Raw genomic sequence first — 15,100 nt, forward strand, 5'->3', positions numbered from 1 at the left:
GCGTGCTACCCGAAATCAGCCGCTCGATGCTGAAGAACAGCCTGGTGCTCGGCCTGTTCGCCGTGGCCACGGTCGGCCTGGTGGCCCTGGTCCAGCAGAGCACCGCCAGCCGCATCGCCGCCTCCGAGCGCGAGGCCCAGGTGCGCGCCCTCGCCGAGATCCTCCCGGCGGACAGCTACGACAACCACCTGCTGGATAACAGCATCCAGGTGCACGATCCCGAGCTGCTCGGCCACAAGCGACCACAACCGGCCTATGTGGCGATCAAGGACGGCCAGCCCAGTGCGGTCATCCTCCGGGCCACCGCACCGGACGGCTACAGCGGGGCGATCCAGCTGCTGGTCGGCATCCGCGCCGACGGCCAGCTGGCCGGGGTGCGGGTGCTCAGCCACAAGGAGACCCCGGGCCTGGGTGACAAGATCGAGCTAAGCAAGAGCCCGTGGATTCTCGCTTTCAACGGCAAGTCCCTGGGCAACCCGGACGAAGCCGGCTGGGCGGTGCGCAAGGACCGCGGTCAGTTCGACCAGTTCGCCGGTGCCACCATCACCCCACGGGCGGTGGTCAAGGCGGTGCACCTGGCCCTGCAGTACTTCGATGCGCACAAGAAGGAGCTGTTCGCAGCCCAGGTGAAGCCCCATGGTTAGCTATCGCGAGATCACCCTCAACGGCCTGTGGAAAAACAATCCGGCGCTGGTGCAGCTGCTCGGCCTCTGCCCGCTGCTGGGCGTCAGCAATTCCACGGTCAATGCCCTCGGCCTGGCCCTGGCCAGCGCGATGGTGCTGGTCTGCTCCAACACCGCGGTGTCGCTGGTGCGCGGCGTGGTCAACACCGCCGTGCGCCTGCCCGCCTTCGTGATGATCATCGCCGCCCTGACCACCTGCATCGAACTGCTGATGCAGGCCTTCACCTATGAGCTGTACCAGATCCTCGGCATCTTCATCCCGCTGATCACCACCAACTGCGTGATCCTCGGCCGCGCCGACGGTTTCGCGGCAAAGAACGACCCGGCCCGCGCCGCCTACGATGGCCTGATGATGGGCCTGGGCTTCGGCGTGGTGCTGGTGATGATCGGCGCCCTGCGCGAGCTGTTCGGCACCGGCATGCTGTTTGCCAACATGCACCTGCTGTTCGGCCCGCTGGCGGCCGACTGGCAGATCACGGTGATGCCCGACTACCCGGGCTTCCTGCTGGCCATCCTGCCGCCCGGCGCCTTCATCGTCCTCGGCCTGCTGATCGCCGGCAAGAATCGCATCGACCAGGTACTGGCCGAACGGGCCAAGGCACGCCAGCCGCAAACGCCGGCACAGAGCCGACGGGTGCGGGTCACCGGGGTGATCGAGTGAACGCGGCCAAGCGCCACGAGATCTTCCGCCGCTGGCATGAAGACAACCCGGAGCCCAAGACCGAGCTGGCCTACAGCTCGCCGTTCGAGCTGTTGATCGCGGTGATCCTCTCGGCCCAGGCCACCGACGTCGGGGTCAACAAGGCCACCGCCAAGCTGTTTCCGGTGGCCAACACGCCGCAAGCCATCCATGCCCTGGGCGTCGAAGGCCTGTCGGAGTACATCAAGACCATCGGCCTGTACAACAGCAAGGCGAAGAACGTCATCGAGACCTGTCGCATCCTCGTCGAGCAGCACGGCGGCCAGGTGCCGGAGAGCCGCGAGGCCCTGGAAGCCCTGCCCGGGGTCGGTCGCAAGACCGCCAACGTGGTGCTCAACACCGCCTTCCGGCAGCTGGCCATGGCCGTGGACACCCATATCTTCCGCGTCAGCAACCGTACCGGCATCGCCCCGGGCAAGACCGTGCTGGAGGTGGAGAAGAAGCTGCTGAAGTTCGTGCCCAAGGAGTTCCTGCTCGACGCCCACCACTGGCTGATCCTGCACGGGCGCTACGTTTGCCAGGCGCGCAAGCCGCGCTGCGGCAGCTGCCGCATCGAAGATCTGTGCGAATACAAGCACAAGACTTCAGACGATTGAGCTTTCATTGGAAAAGCTCGCCTTCTGATTGAAAAAATCTTTTTTACCCGCCCCGGTTTTGCCGCTATAAGGTGCGCAAATGGCCCCCCGTAGCCAAGCTGGAGTGAAAGCCCATGAGCACTGCTAAAGAAGACCTCGAGCTCGACGACGATTTCGTCGCAGAAGATTCGGACGATGCCGAAGCCCCCGTCGAGGTGGCCAAGACCAACCTGACCAAAAGGCGCATCATCGACAACTTCCTCGAGGAGCGGCGCTTGCATAAACAACTGGCCGAATACGACTTCGACCTGTAGACGCCAAGCCAACACCGCACATGAAAAAGCCCCGCCAATGCGGGGCTTTTTCATGTGCCGGAGCGGACGCCGCTTCAGTCGTTGCGCGACGGCGACAGCAGCTCGATCTTGTAGCCATCCGGGTCCTCGACGAAGGCCAGGATGCTGCTGCCGTGCTTCATCGGGCCAGGCTCGCGGGCGATCTTGCCACCGCGGGCGCGAATGTCTTCGCAGGCCTTGTAGACGTCCTCGACTTCCAGGGCGATATGGCCATAGCCGGTGCCCAGCTCGTAGCTGTCCACGCCCCAGTTCTGGGTCAGCTCGATCACGCTGTTGTGCGCCTCGTCGCCATAGCCGACGAATGCCAGGGTGAACTGGCCATCGGGGTAGTCCTTGCGCCGCAGCAGGGTCATGCCCAGCACCTCGGTGTAGAAGGCGATGGACTTGTCCAGGTCGCCGACACGCAGCATGGTATGCAGCAGTCTCATCGAAATTCTCCTCGTTGCGTGCCGCTTGTGGCGGCGTAGAAAGCACAACCCCGGCATGGGCCGGGGTTGCTTGACGTCAGGCCGGGCAACGGCCTCGGCACACCTGCCTTACAGCAGGGTACGCCCTTTGTTGGCGGCGATGCGCATGCGCAGTGCGTTGAGCTTGATGAAGCCCGCCGCGTCCTGCTGGTTGTAGGCGCCGGCATCGTCCTCGAAGGTGGCGATGGTGGCGTCGAACAGCGAATCGTCGGACTTGCGGCCCACCACCACGACATTGCCCTTGTACAGCTTCAGGCGCACCACGCCGTTCACGTTGGCCTGGGAGGCGTCGATCATCTGCTGCAGCATGACGCGCTCCGGGCTCCACCAGAAGCCGTTGTAGATCAGGCTGGCGTACTTGGGCATCAGCTCGTCTTTCAGGTGCGCCACTTCGCGGTCGAGGGTGATCGACTCGATGGCGCGGTGGGCCTTGAGCATGATGGTGCCGCCGGGGGTCTCGTAGCAGCCGCGCGACTTCATGCCGACGAAGCGATTCTCGACGATGTCCAGACGGCCGATGCCGTTCTCGCCGCCGATGCGGTTGAGCTCGGCCAGTACGGTGGCGGGAGTCATGTCCTTGCCGTCGATGGCGACGATGTCACCGGCGCGGTAGGTCAGCTCGATGTAGGTCGGCGTATCCGGCGCCGCTTCCGGCGACTTGGTCCAACGCCACATGTCTTCTTCGTGCTCGGTCCAGGTGTCTTCCAGCACGCCGCCCTCGTAGGAGATGTGCAGCAGGTTGGCGTCCATGGAGTACGGCGACTTCTTCTTGCCGTGGCGCTCGATCGGGATCTCGTGCTTCGCGGCATAGTCCATCAGCTTCTCGCGGGACATCAGGTCCCACTCGCGCCAGGGGGCGATCACCTTGACGCCAGGCTTGAGCGCGTAGGCACCCAGTTCGAAACGCACCTGGTCGTTGCCCTTGCCGGTGGCGCCATGGGAGATGGCGTCGGCGCCGGTCTCGTTGGCGATTTCGATCAGGCGCTTGGCGATCAACGGGCGGGCGATGGAGGTACCCAGCAGGTACTCGCCTTCATAGACGGTGTTGGCGCGGAACATCGGGTAGACGAAGTCACGGACGAACTCTTCGCGCAGGTCGTCGATGTAGATTTCCTTGACGCCCATGGCCTGGGCCTTGGCGCGCGCCGGCTCGACTTCTTCCCCCTGGCCGAGGTCCGCGGTGAAGGTCACCACTTCGCAGTTATAGGTGTCTTGCAGCCACTTGAGGATCACCGAAGTGTCCAGGCCACCGGAATACGCCAGGACTACCTTGTTTACGTCGGCCATGCCATCAACTCCACGGGGTTGTACGAAAACCCGTGATTCTACTGACCCTGGCGGCCAATTTACAGGGGCGCGACAGCTTGTGACGATGAAGCGACGGTTTCTTTCAGGCGCGCGACGCGGCCTCGATAGCTCAGGACGCGCTGGCTGGCGCGGGTGCAGTTGCGTCGCGCACGGCATCCTCGGCCGGCGCCTCCGGCACCCGGTCCAGGCGGATGCTGACCCGGCGGTTCTTCGCCCGGTTGGCCTCGCTGGTGTTCGGCACCAGGGGGTAGCGCTCGCCATGGAAACGCATGGTGATCTGTTCGGCCGGCACGCCACTGGCCTTGAGGTACTCCATTACCGCCAGGGCGCGGCGGCGCGACAGATCGCGATTGCTCAGGCGGTTGCCGCTGTTGTCGGCATGACCGTCGAGCTGGATGCGGTTGACGCTCGGATCGGCCTTGAGAAAGGTCATGATGATGTCCAGCTTGGCCTGGGCCAGGGGCTCCAGGTCCACGCCGCCGCCGGGAAACCCGACCTGGCTCAGGCGCACCTGGTCGAAGTTGACCGGCAGCAGCTTGGCGGTGCAGCCCAGGTACTCGGTGTAGGCCTGGCGGAACCTGGCCGGCAGCAGGCGAACCTCCAGGCGCTCGCCGCCCTGCACGGTACGGTGGCGCACCAGCGGGCTGCGCCCCTCGAGCAAGCCGGTGAGCAGGTGCCCGGCCTGCTCCTGCGAGCTGTTGAAGGGGACCTCGCCGGCGGCGACGCTGACCGAACCCAGGTGGATATCGCCGCGCCCCGGCTGCCAGGGCGCCGCCGCCGCCAGCAGGGTGGCCGAGCCGGCGCCGAGCCAGCGCTCGCGCACCTGCAAGCGGAAGGTCGCCTGCTCACCGGCGCGGCGCACGAACTCGCCGCTGCCGAAATCGGTGATCGGCTGCGACAGGCGACACTCGAACTGGTCACCCTCGACCTTCCATTCGACCTTTTCCAGGCGGGTCTGAAAGCTGATGGCGGCGGCCGCCTGTGCCAATGTCAGGCCGACGAGCGTGCCGAGCAAACTGAACAGGCTTGTATAAGACTGGCGCACGGTGGGCTCCACGGGGAATAACGGCGTTCCCTCTGGGTATCGGTGGCGTGGGGCAAAACTTAAGCCGCGATTGGCCACAGCCCGCCCCCAACCATCTGCCCGGCGTGCTCTGCGGGGGCTTTTCCGGTAGCATTCCAGCCACGTTTTGCCCGCCCGGAAGCCCCCCAAATGACCGACCGCCTCACTCTGCTGCGCCCCGACGACTGGCACATCCACCTGCGCGATGGCGCCGTGCTGCCGCATACCGTGGCCGATGTCGCCCGCACCTTCGCCCGCGCCATCATCATGCCGAACCTGGTGCCGCCGGTGCGCAACGCCGCCGAGGCCGAAGGCTATCGTCAGCGCATCCTCGATGCGCGTCCGGCCGGCAGTGGCTTCGAACCGCTGATGACGCTCTACCTCACCGACAACACCAGCCCCGAGGACGTGCGCCAAGCCAAGGCCAGTGGCTTCGTGCATGGCGCCAAGCTCTACCCGGCCGGCGCCACCACCAACTCCGACTCGGGCGTGACCAGCATCGACAAGATCTTCCCGGCCCTGGAAGCCATGGCCGAGATTGGCCTGCCGCTGCTGGTGCATGGCGAGGTGACGCGCAGCGAGATCGACGTGTTCGACCGCGAGAAGGCCTTCATCGACGAACACCTCACCCGCGTGGTCGAGCGCTTTCCCGGCCTCAAGGTAGTCTTCGAGCACATCACCACCCGCGACGCGGTGCAGTTCGTCAACGCCGCCTCGGCCAATGTCGGCGCCACCATCACCGCCCATCACCTGCTGTACAACCGTAACCACATGCTGGTCGGCGGCATCCGCCCGCACTTCTATTGCCTGCCGATCCTCAAGCGCAATGTGCATCAGGAAGCCCTGCTCGACGCGGCCACCGGCGGCAGCCGCAAGTTCTTCCTCGGCACCGACTCGGCGCCGCACGCCAAGCATGCCAAGGAGTCCGCCTGCGGCTGCGCCGGCTGCTACACCGCCTATGCAGCCATCGAGTTGTATGCCGAAGCCTTCGAGCAGCGCAACGCCCTGGACAAGCTGCAGGGCTTCGCCAGCGAGCACGGCCCGGACTTCTACGACCTGCCGCGCAACAGCGAGACCATCACCCTGGTGCGTCAGGACTGGCAGGTCCCAGCCAGCCTGCCGTTTGGCGAGCAGAGCGTCATCCCCCTGCGCGCCGGCGAGCCCCTGCGCTGGCGTGTACTGGAGGAGCAGGCGTGAGCGAAGACCTGTACGAAGACGAACTCGACAGCAGCACCCCATCCGCCTCGCGCCACCCCATGGCGGCGCGCTTTCGCGGCTACCTGCCGGTGGTGGTGGATGTCGAGACCGGTGGTTTCAACTGCGCCACCGACGCCCTGCTGGAGATCGCCGCCACCACGGTCGGCATGGATGAACAGGGTTTTCTCTACCCCGATCACACCCATTTCTTCCGCATCGAACCGTTCGAAGGCGCCAACATCGAACAGGCGGCTCTGGAATTCACCGGGATCAAGCTGGACCACCCGCTGCGCATGGCCGTCACAGAGGAACACGCGCTGAACGAAATCTTCCGCGGCCTGCGCAAGTCACTGAAGGCCAACGGCTGCAAGCGGGCGATCCTGGTCGGGCACAACAGCAGCTTCGACCTCGGCTTTCTCAATGCCGCGGTCAACCGCACCGGCATCAAGCGCAACCCCTTCCACCCTTTCTCCAGCTTCGACACCGCCACCCTGGCCGGCCTCGCCTACGGCCAGACCGTGCTGGCCAAGGCGTGCCAGGCGGCCGGTATCGAGTTCGACGGACGCGAGGCGCACTCGGCGCGCTACGACACAGAGAAGACCGCCGAACTGTTCTGCGGCATCGTCAACCGCTGGAAGGAAATGGGCGGCTGGATGGAGTTCGACGATTGAGCCCCGGCGGCAGCCGCTAGAAAACAAAAAACCCGGCCTAGGCCGGGTTTTTTGCATCGCTGCGAGCTTTACAGGCTGGCGGCATGCTGGGCCAGGTAGGTGGCCACGCCATCCGGCGAGGCAGTCATGCCGCTGTCGCCCTTCTTCCAGTTGGCCGGGCACACTTCACCATGCTCTTCGGTGAACTGCAGGGCATCGACCAGGCGCAGCAGCTCGTCCATGTTGCGACCCAGCGGCAGGTCATTGACGATCTGCGAACGGACAACGCCATGCTTATCGATCAGGAAGGCGCCACGGAGGGCCACACCACCTTCGGACTCGACGTCATAGGCCTTGCAGATCGCGTGATTGATGTCGGCAGCCAGGGTGTACTTGACCGGGCCGATACCGCCCTTGTCCACCGGGGTGTTGCGCCAGGCGTTATGGGTGAAGTGGGAGTCGATGGATACGCCGATCACTTCGACGTTGCGCGCCTGGAACTCGGGAATGCGGTTATCCAGCGCGATCAGCTCGGACGGGCATACGAAGGTAAAGTCCAGCGGGTAGAAGAACACCAGGCCGTATTTGCCCTTGATGGCCGAGGACAGGCTGAAGCTCTCGACGATCTCACCGTTGCCCAACACGGCCGCTACGTTGAAATCCGGTGCCTGCTTACCTACGAGTACGCTCATTCGCTATCTCCTGAAATTATGGTTACGGGCCAGCCGCGTCCAGCCTAAGACTGCCTGACGACAGCTCGATGACGCCGCTCGCGCCGCCTGGGCCGGCCATGATACACCTCGGTTTTGAGCACCGCCCACCGCTTTTTGCCTGCGCCCCGGATCGCCGATCTTGCCCCGGCATGACCGTCCGTCAGCTTGCGCGGAAATCAACAGCGCCGTGCCGATCAGCTCTTTGACACGCATTCTCATTAGCATTAGTATCCTTGGGTATCGAATCACTGCCATGTGACGGACCCCAATCATGTATGTCTGCCTCTGCGAAGGTGTCACCGACCGCCAGATCCGCGAAGCCATCTATGACGGCTGCTGCAGCTACCGGGATGTGCGCACGACCCTCGGCGTCGCCAGCCAATGTGGCAAGTGCGCCTGCCTGGCCAAGCAAGTGGTGCGCGAGACCCTGAGCGAAGTGCAGAGCAGCCAGGCCGCCCTGGCCTACCCGGCCAGCTTCATCGCCGCCTGATCATCGCACTGCAGAAGAACCGGACCCTGAGTCCGGTTTTTTTATGCTTTGAATTCAATAACTAAAGCCCAAGATGCAGAGCTTAAGCTTTCGCATTCATATTAACTTTTATTTAAGTTTCAAATACTTAAGTTTGACAGCAGCAAATAGCCAGCCCAGAATTTCGTATTGGTTTCCACACAAAGGCAGGCTCGGACATGAAAGGCGACAAGAAGGTCATCCAGCATCTGAACAAGATCCTCGGCAACGAGCTGGTGGCAATCAACCAGTACTTCCTGCACGCGCGGATGTACGAGGACTGGGGCCTGAAGAAGCTCGGCGAGCACGAGTATCACGAGTCCATCGACGAGATGAAGCACGCCGACAAGCTGATCAAGCGCATTCTCTTTCTCGAGGGTCTGCCGAACCTGCAGGATTACGGCAAGATCCTGATCGGCGAGCACACCAAGGAAATGCTCGAGTGCGACCTGAAGATCGAACACAAGGCGCACATCGACCTGAAGGCGGCCATCGCCTACTGCGAAAGCATCGGCGACTACGCCAGCCGCGAACTGCTCGAAGAGATCCTCTGCTCCGAGGAAGACCACATCGACTGGCTGGAAACCCAGCTCAGCCTCATCGAAAAGGTCGGCATGGAAAACTACCTGCAGTCGCAGATGGAAGACTGAATGCGCCACTGATCGCACGGAACGGGAGCCCAGGCTCCCGTTTTTCTTGGCCGTACCGCCCACCCCAGGCGAGCTCGAGCCACATCGCGGGCACAAAAAACCCCGCCGCGGCGGGGTTTTCTGCAGGGAAACCGAATCAGGCGTCGGTTTTCTGGACGGCGTTCTTGATCAGGGTCTGCAGCTCACCCTTCTCGAACATCTCGGCCATGATGTCGCTGCCGCCGACCAGCTCGCCAGCGACCCACAGCTGCGGAAAGGTCGGCCAGTTGGCGTACTTCGGCAGGTTGGCGCGAATTTCCGGGTTCTGCAGGATGTCGACATAGGCGAACTTCTCGCCGCAGGCCATCACCACCTGCGCGGCGCGGGAGGAAAAACCGCACTGCGGGGCATTCGGCGAGCCTTTCATGTACAGCAGAACGGTGTTGTTGGCGATCTGCTCTTTGATGGTTTCGATGATATCCATGGGGCACCTCAGGGCTTAACTTTGCGACTCACGGGTCGACAGGGTGGCGGCATTGTAACCAAAAGCCGAGCGCAATGCTCGGCCTTGCCGGGACAGGCCCCATGCACCACGAAGGGCCCGTTGTCCGCGGTAGTCAGGCCGCCGTGACCTCGACCACCACGCCGTTGAGTGCCGCATTGCCGGACAGGGCATCGAGCTGGCGCTCGTCGGTCAGGTCGTTGGCGCTGGCCCCCGGTTGCGCGCTGGCGATGCTCATCTGCACCCCCGGCCGCGCATGCCCCCAGCCATGGGGCAGGCTGACCACCCCGGGCATCATCTCCTCGCTCGCCGCCACCGCCACCTCGATAGCCCCGACCCGCGATCGCACGCGCACCCGCTGACCGTCGGCCAAGTCGCGCTTGGCCAGGTCCGCCGGATGCATCAACAGCTGGTGGCGCGGCTTGCCCTTCACCAGGCGGTGATAGTTGTGCATCCAGGAATTGTTGCTGCGTACATGCCGGCGACCGATCAGCAGCAACGCGTCGGCATCGGTGGCCGGCTGTTCGGCGAAGCGCTGCAGGTCGGCCAGCAACAGGGCAGGCGCGGCCTGCACCCGCTGCGTCGCAGTTTTCAGGCGGGCGGCGAGATTCGCCTTGAGTGCGCCGAGATCGAGGCCATGGGGGTGGTCACGCAGTGCGGCGAGCGACAGCTGGTGCGGCGACTGCTCGCCATAGGGCCCGGCCCGCAGGCCCAGATCGATCATCCGCTCAGGGGCCATGGTCGGTTTCAGGGTCACCCCGGTCTTCGCCGCGAAGGCCTCGGCCAGGCCGACGAATATCTCCCAGTCGTGCAGCGCGCCGGCCGGCTTGGCCAGCACCGCCTCGTTGAAACGGGTGACGTTGCGCACGGCGAACAGATTGAAGGTGGTGTCGTAGTGATCGTGCTCCAGCGGCGCGGTGGGCGGCAGGATCAGGTCGGCATAGCGGGTGGTCTCGTTGATGTAGAAATCGACGCTGAGCATGAATTCCAGGCCCTCGAGGGCCTGCTCCAGACGGCGACCGTTGGGCGTGGACAGCACCGGATTGCCGGCGACCGTGACCAGCGCGCGCACCTGCCCTTCCCCTTCGGTGAGCATTTCCTCGGCCAGGGCGGACACCGGCAGCTCGCCGCCGTACTCCGGCAGCCCGGACACCCGGCTCTGCCAGACATTGAAGTGACCGCCCGAGGTGGTCGCCACCAGGTCCACCGCCGGCTCGGTGCAGAGCACGCCGCCCTCGCGGTCGAGGTTGCCGGTGACCAGGTTGATCAGTTGCACCAGCCACTGGCAGAGGGTGCCGAAGGCCTGGGTCGAGACGCCCATGCGGCCGTAGCACACGGCCTTGTCGGCGGCGGCGAAATCCCGCGCCAGCTGACGAATGCGCGCGGCCGGAATGCCGCAACGCGTCGCCATGGCCTCGGCAGTGAACGCGGCGATGGCCCGGCGCACCCCGTCCAGGCCCTCTACCGGCAGGTGGCTGGCGCGGGTGAGATTCTCCTCGAACAGGGTGTTGAGCAGGCCGAACAGCAGCGCCGCATCCTGGCCCGGGAGGACGAACAGGTGCTGATCGGCGATCGCCGCGGTTTCGCTGCGCCGCGGGTCGACCACCACCAGCTTGCCGCCGCGGGCCTGGATGGCCTTCAGGCGCTTCTCCACGTCCGGCACGGTCATGATGCTGCCGTTGGACGCCAGCGGATTGCCGCCGAGGATCAGCATGAAGTCGGTGCGATCGATATCGGGAATCGGGATCAGCAGGCCATGGCCGTACATCAGGTGACTGGTCAGGTGATGGGGCAACTGGTCGACCGAGGTCGCCGAGTAGCGGTTGCGCGTCTTCAGCAGGCCGAGGAAGTAATTGCTGTGGGTCATCAGCCCGTAGTTGTGCACGCTCGGGTTGCCCTGATAGACCGCCACGGCATTCTTGCCATGCTGCGCCTGAATGGCGCTCAGGCGCTCGGCGACCAGGGCGAAGGCCTCGTCCCAGGCGATCGCCTGCCACTCGCCGCCGACCCGACGCATCGGCTGGCGCAGGCGCTCCGGATCATTCTGGATATCCTGCAGGGCAACGGCCTTGGGGCAGATATGGCCGCGACTGAAGCTGTCCTGGGCATCGCCCTTGATCGACAGGATCCGCGTACTGCCATCGGCCTCGGCCTGGGTCTCGATGGTCAGGCCACAGATGGCCTCGCACAGATGGCACGCACGATGGTGGAGGGTCTTGCTCATGGCCTGGCCTCATATTCTTGTTCGAGACGACCGGTCGGGTCGCATGCCCGAGACTATGGCCGCTGCCGGCAAGGTGCACCAGCAGGGTTCGTGTCATGAATCGGCCGGCATCATGCCAGCCGATGCAGGATCCGCCGTATTCGGCCCGCCGTCCGCGGCCCGAGCCGATTCGTTGAGGAGCAGTGCCAGGCGCGCCAGGCAGGCCGCGCGGAGTCGCAAAGAGGTGCAGCGACGCCGAGTTGCCTGGCCGCGCTGCCGAATTGCACCGCCTCGTCATTTCCTTATAAGATCGCGCCTTCCCCGTTTCGTCGCCCAGTGCGGCTCCCAGCCGCAGGTTCTGCCCTTTTCCTCGATAAACCCGGCCGTTGAACCTGCGCTGTTGTAAAAAAGGTAGTTAACGATGAGCGCAAGACACTTTCTCTCGCTGATGGACTGCACACCGGAAGAACTGGTGAGCCTGATCCGCCGCGGCATGGAGCTGAAGGACTTGCGCAATCGCGGCGTACTGTTCGAGCCACTGAAGAACCGCGTGCTGGGCATGATCTTCGAGAAGGCCTCGACCCGCACCCGCCTGTCCTTCGAGGCCGGCATGATCCAGCTCGGCGGCCAGGCGATCTTCCTGTCGCCGCGCGACACCCAGCTCGGCCGCGGTGAGCCGGTGGCCGACGCCGCCCGGGTCATGTCGCGCATGCTCGATGCGGTGATGATCCGCACCTTCGCCCACAGCAAGCTGGTCGAGTTCGCCGCCAATTCTCGGGTACCGGTGATCAACGGCCTGTCCGATGACCTGCACCCCTGCCAGCTGCTGGCCGACATGCAGACCTTCCAGGAACATCGCGGCAGCATCGCCGGCAAGACCGCCGCCTGGATCGGCGACGGCAACAACATGTGCAACTCCTATATAGAGGCGGCGCAGCAGTTCGACTTCCAGCTGCGCGTCGCCTGCCCGGAAGGCTACGAGCCCAACGCCGAGTTCCTCGCCCGCGCCGGCGACCGCGTCAAGGTGCTGCGCGACCCGCGCGAGGCCGTGGCCGGCGCCCACCTGGTGAGCACCGACGTGTGGGCGTCCATGGGCCAGGAAGACGAGATCGCCGAGCGGCACAAGCTGTTCAAGCCCTACCAGGTCGACCGCGCACTGCTCGACGCCGCCGCCGAGGACGTGCTGTTCCTGCACTGCCTGCCGGCGCACCGCGGCGAGGAGATCAGCGAGGACCTGCTCGACGACCCGCGTGCCGTGCCTTGGGATCAGGCGGAAAACCGCCTGCATGCGCAGAAGGCGCTGCTCGAGTTCCTCGTCGAAGCCTCCCAGCGCCAAGCATGAGTCATTCCCTGCTGCTGAACCTGCGCGACCTGAGCTGTGGCTACCACGAGCACCGCGTCGTGCAGGACCTCAATCTGCACCTCAACGCCGGCGACATCGGCTGCCTGCTCGGCCCCTCCGGCTGCGGCAAGACCACCACCCTGCGCGCCATCGCCGGCTTCGAGCCGGTGGTCGAGGGCGAGATCCAGCTGCAGGACCAGGTCATCTCCCGCGCCGGCTTCACCCTGGCACCGGAGAAGCGGCGCATCGGCATGGTGTTCCAGGATTACGCGCTGTTCCCGCACCTGACGGTGGCCGAGAACATCGGTTTCGGCATCCGCAAGCAGGCCAACTGCGAGCAGATCACCGGCGAACTGCTGGAGCTGGTCAAGCTCAGCCACCTGGGCAAGCGCTACCCCCACGAGCTGTCCGGCGGCCAGCAGCAGCGCGTGGCGCTGGCCCGGGCCCTGGCGCCGGAGCCGCTGCTGCTGCTGCTCGACGAGCCCTTTTCCAACCTCGACGGCGAGCTGCGCCGCCGCCTCAGCCATGAGGTTCGCGATATCCTCAAGACCCGCGGCACCAGCGCCATCCTGGTCACCCACGACCAGGAAGAAGCCTTCGCCGTCAGCGACCACGTCGGGGTGTTCAAGGAAGGCAAGCTGGAGCAGTGGGACACGCCCTACAACCTGTACCACGAGCCGCTGACGCCCTTTGTCGCCAGCTTCATCGGCCAGGGCTACTTCATCCGCGGCCAGCTGATCAGCCCGGACGCGGTACAGACCGAGCTGGGCCTGATCCGCGGCAACCGCGCCTATACCTGGCCGGTGGGCAGCGCGGTGGACGTGCTGCTGCGTCCGGACGACATCGTCTACGCCCCGGACAGCGAGCAGAAGGCGCTGATCGTCGGCAAGACCTTTCTCGGCGCCGCCACCCTGTATCGCCTGCAACTGGCCACCGGCAGCCAGCTGGAATCGATCTTCCCCAGTCACGCCGACCACCTGCCCGGCGAAATGGTGGGGATTCGCGTCGCCGCCGATCACCTGGTGGCCTTCCCCGCCCTCGGCAGCATCGCCGCCCACCTGGACCTGACCGACTCCGGGGTGCGCCGCTACAGCAGCGCCAACTGAGTCGGTTGCCGGCCGCGGCCGCCCTCATGCCTCGTTCAGGTACAGCCGGCCACTGGCCACCAGCACCGCCTCGCCGGCAATCTGCACCCGTTCGCCCTGCAGGCGACAGTGCAACTCGCCACCGCGACGGGAGCACTGGTAGGCGCTCAGCTCCTGTTTGCCCAGACGCTTGGCCCAATAGGGAATCAGGCTACAGTGGGTCGATCCGGTCACCGGATCCTCATCGATGCCGATACCCGGGGCGAAATAGCGCGAGACGAAGTCATGCCGCTCGCCGGGCGCGGTGACGATCACCCCCAGCCCCGGCAGCTCGGCCAGGGCCCGCAGGTCCGGCCGACAGGCACGCAGCGCCTGCTCCGACGCCACCACCGCCATCAGCTCGTTGCCCTGCCAGGCCTCCAGCACCGGCAGGCCCAGCGCCTGCTCCAGCGCCGTGCTGACCGGCACCTGCTGCGCCTGGGCGGTGGGGAAGTCCAGCACCAGGCGCTCGCCCTCGCGGGTCACCCGCAGGGCGCCAGACTGACAGACGAAGTCGATCGCCTCGCCGGCCTCCTCATACAGCTCGAACAGCACCTTGGCGCTGGCCAGGGTGGCGTGGCCGCACAGCGGGATCTCGGTGGCCGGGGTGAACCAGCGGATATGCCAGGCCGCGCCCTCGCGCACCAGGAACGCGGTCTCCGCCAGGTTGTGTTCACTGGCGATCTGCTGCATCAGCCCTTCGCCGAGCCAGCTGTCCAGCCGGTAGACCATGGCGGGGTTGCCGGCGAAGGGCCGCGGGGTGAAGGCATCGACCTGATGGAACTCGAGGTACATGGCACGCTCCTGCAAGAAAGGTCGGCCAGCATGCCCTGAATCGCCCCGGGTCGACCAGCACAGCCAGGCACGGCCAGGGCGGTACAACCGCACCGTCTGGATGCGCAACGCGCGAGCGCGGTGCGCCCGATCACCGCACCGCCCCCTTCTACTCGAGAAAAACCCAACACAATCAATCGGATAACCATTCTGGCACGCCGCCTGCTAAGGCCCACCCCGGTCAGCACAACGGCGTGTCTGCCACACATCCGACAACGACGTCACCGCACCCCCTCTCCCAGCCGGAGA

17 protein-coding genes are annotated in these 15,100 nt (G+C 65.2%); 10 read left to right on the forward strand and 7 right to left on the reverse strand.

The window, feature by feature from the left end; translation table 11 throughout:
* The first annotated feature begins 2 nt into the window (after positions 1 to 2).
* From rsxG to ACSX1D_RS14850, 4 genes are all read left to right on the forward strand, one after another.
* Entirely contained in the window at positions 3 to 644 is a 642-nt protein-coding gene (gene rsxG, locus ACSX1D_RS14835) for an electron transport complex subunit RsxG (protein ID WP_439859234.1), read from the forward strand.
* Positions 637 to 1,344, forward strand: a complete 708-nt coding sequence (locus ACSX1D_RS14840; protein ID WP_439859235.1) for an electron transport complex subunit E — start codon at positions 637 to 639, stop codon at positions 1,342 to 1,344. The genes rsxG and ACSX1D_RS14840 overlap by 8 nt, the downstream gene beginning before the upstream one ends.
* Positions 1,341 to 1,979, forward strand: coding sequence for an endonuclease III (gene nth, locus ACSX1D_RS14845; protein ID WP_439859236.1), 639 nt, complete (start codon positions 1,341 to 1,343; stop codon positions 1,977 to 1,979). Before ACSX1D_RS14840 ends, nth begins: the two co-directional genes overlap by 4 nt.
* Positions 1,980 to 2,092: 113 nt before the next feature.
* A complete protein-coding gene (locus ACSX1D_RS14850; protein WP_213638776.1) occupies positions 2,093 to 2,272 on the forward strand; it encodes a PA3496 family putative envelope integrity protein in 180 nt (59 codons plus the stop codon).
* A gap of 74 nt (positions 2,273 to 2,346) precedes the next feature.
* Here ACSX1D_RS14850 and gloA read toward each other — a convergent pair whose 3' ends face one another.
* The 3 genes from gloA to ACSX1D_RS14865 all read right to left on the reverse strand — a co-directional run bounded on the left by gloA (position 2,347) and on the right by ACSX1D_RS14865 (position 5,110).
* Positions 2,347 to 2,739, reverse strand: coding sequence for a lactoylglutathione lyase (gloA, locus tag ACSX1D_RS14855; protein ID WP_439859237.1), 393 nt, complete (start codon positions 2,737 to 2,739; stop codon positions 2,347 to 2,349).
* Between the two features lie 108 nt (positions 2,740 to 2,847).
* On the reverse strand, positions 2,848 to 4,065 hold the full coding sequence (locus tag ACSX1D_RS14860; protein WP_439859238.1) for an argininosuccinate synthase: 1,218 nt from the start codon (positions 4,063 to 4,065) through the stop codon (positions 2,848 to 2,850).
* Positions 4,066 to 4,195: 130 nt separating this feature from the next.
* Entirely contained in the window at positions 4,196 to 5,110 is a 915-nt protein-coding gene (locus ACSX1D_RS14865) for a flagellar protein MotY (protein WP_439862331.1), read from the reverse strand.
* A gap of 189 nt (positions 5,111 to 5,299) precedes the next feature.
* Between ACSX1D_RS14865 and pyrC the strand changes: the two genes are divergently transcribed.
* Both pyrC and rnt read left to right on the forward strand, forming a co-directional pair.
* Positions 5,300 to 6,346 carry a dihydroorotase gene (pyrC, locus tag ACSX1D_RS14870; protein WP_439859239.1) on the forward strand — a complete coding sequence of 349 codons (1,047 nt, stop codon included), beginning with the start codon at positions 5,300 to 5,302 and terminating at the stop codon, positions 6,344 to 6,346.
* Positions 6,343 to 7,017, forward strand: a complete 675-nt coding sequence (gene rnt, locus ACSX1D_RS14875) for a ribonuclease T (protein WP_439859240.1) — start codon at positions 6,343 to 6,345, stop codon at positions 7,015 to 7,017. Before pyrC ends, rnt begins: the two co-directional genes overlap by 4 nt.
* A 68-nt stretch (positions 7,018 to 7,085) precedes the next feature.
* On the opposite strand, the gene ACSX1D_RS14880 is transcribed toward rnt, so the two are convergent.
* Complete coding sequence (locus ACSX1D_RS14880) at positions 7,086 to 7,688, reverse strand: peroxiredoxin (RefSeq protein WP_439859241.1); 603 nt, start codon at positions 7,686 to 7,688, stop codon at positions 7,086 to 7,088.
* Positions 7,689 to 7,980: 292 nt separating this feature from the next.
* Between ACSX1D_RS14880 and ACSX1D_RS14885 the strand changes: the two genes are divergently transcribed.
* Both ACSX1D_RS14885 and bfr read left to right on the forward strand, forming a co-directional pair.
* A complete protein-coding gene (locus ACSX1D_RS14885) occupies positions 7,981 to 8,199 on the forward strand; it encodes a bacterioferritin-associated ferredoxin (protein ID WP_439859242.1) in 219 nt (72 codons plus the stop codon).
* A gap of 197 nt (positions 8,200 to 8,396) precedes the next feature.
* The gene (gene bfr, locus ACSX1D_RS14890; RefSeq protein WP_439859243.1) at positions 8,397 to 8,867 is read left to right on the forward strand and encodes a bacterioferritin; all 471 of its coding nucleotides are present in this window, start codon (positions 8,397 to 8,399) and stop codon (positions 8,865 to 8,867) included.
* 136 nt (positions 8,868 to 9,003) lie between these two features.
* Here bfr and grxD read toward each other — a convergent pair whose 3' ends face one another.
* Both grxD and ACSX1D_RS14900 read right to left on the reverse strand, forming a co-directional pair.
* Positions 9,004 to 9,330: a Grx4 family monothiol glutaredoxin gene (gene grxD, locus ACSX1D_RS14895; RefSeq protein WP_439859244.1), complete on the reverse strand. Its 327-nt coding sequence runs from the start codon at positions 9,328 to 9,330 to the stop codon at positions 9,004 to 9,006.
* Positions 9,331 to 9,463: 133 nt separating this feature from the next.
* Positions 9,464 to 11,572 carry a molybdopterin oxidoreductase family protein gene (locus ACSX1D_RS14900; RefSeq protein ID WP_439859245.1) on the reverse strand — a complete coding sequence of 703 codons (2,109 nt, stop codon included), beginning with the start codon at positions 11,570 to 11,572 and terminating at the stop codon, positions 9,464 to 9,466.
* A 400-nt stretch (positions 11,573 to 11,972) separates the two neighbouring features.
* On the opposite strand from ACSX1D_RS14900, the gene argF reads away from it, so the two are divergent.
* Positions 11,973 to 12,893 (forward strand): ornithine carbamoyltransferase, encoded by a 921-nt coding sequence (gene argF / locus ACSX1D_RS14905; protein ID WP_439859246.1) that lies wholly within the window; start codon positions 11,973 to 11,975, stop codon positions 12,891 to 12,893.
* On the forward strand, positions 12,890 to 13,999 hold the full coding sequence (locus ACSX1D_RS14910) for an ABC transporter ATP-binding protein (protein ID WP_439859247.1): 1,110 nt from the start codon (positions 12,890 to 12,892) through the stop codon (positions 13,997 to 13,999). Before argF ends, ACSX1D_RS14910 begins: the two co-directional genes overlap by 4 nt.
* A gap of 24 nt (positions 14,000 to 14,023) precedes the next feature.
* On the opposite strand, the gene ACSX1D_RS14915 is transcribed toward ACSX1D_RS14910, so the two are convergent.
* Positions 14,024 to 14,812, reverse strand: coding sequence for a PhzF family phenazine biosynthesis protein (locus ACSX1D_RS14915; RefSeq protein WP_439859248.1), 789 nt, complete (start codon positions 14,810 to 14,812; stop codon positions 14,024 to 14,026).
* Between the last annotated feature and the right edge of the window lie 288 nt (positions 14,813 to 15,100).

The sequence above is a fragment of the Pseudomonas sp. MBLB4136 genome (genome assembly GCF_051904765.1).
In the GTDB taxonomy this organism is placed as follows: domain Bacteria; phylum Pseudomonadota; class Gammaproteobacteria; order Pseudomonadales; family Pseudomonadaceae; genus Aquipseudomonas.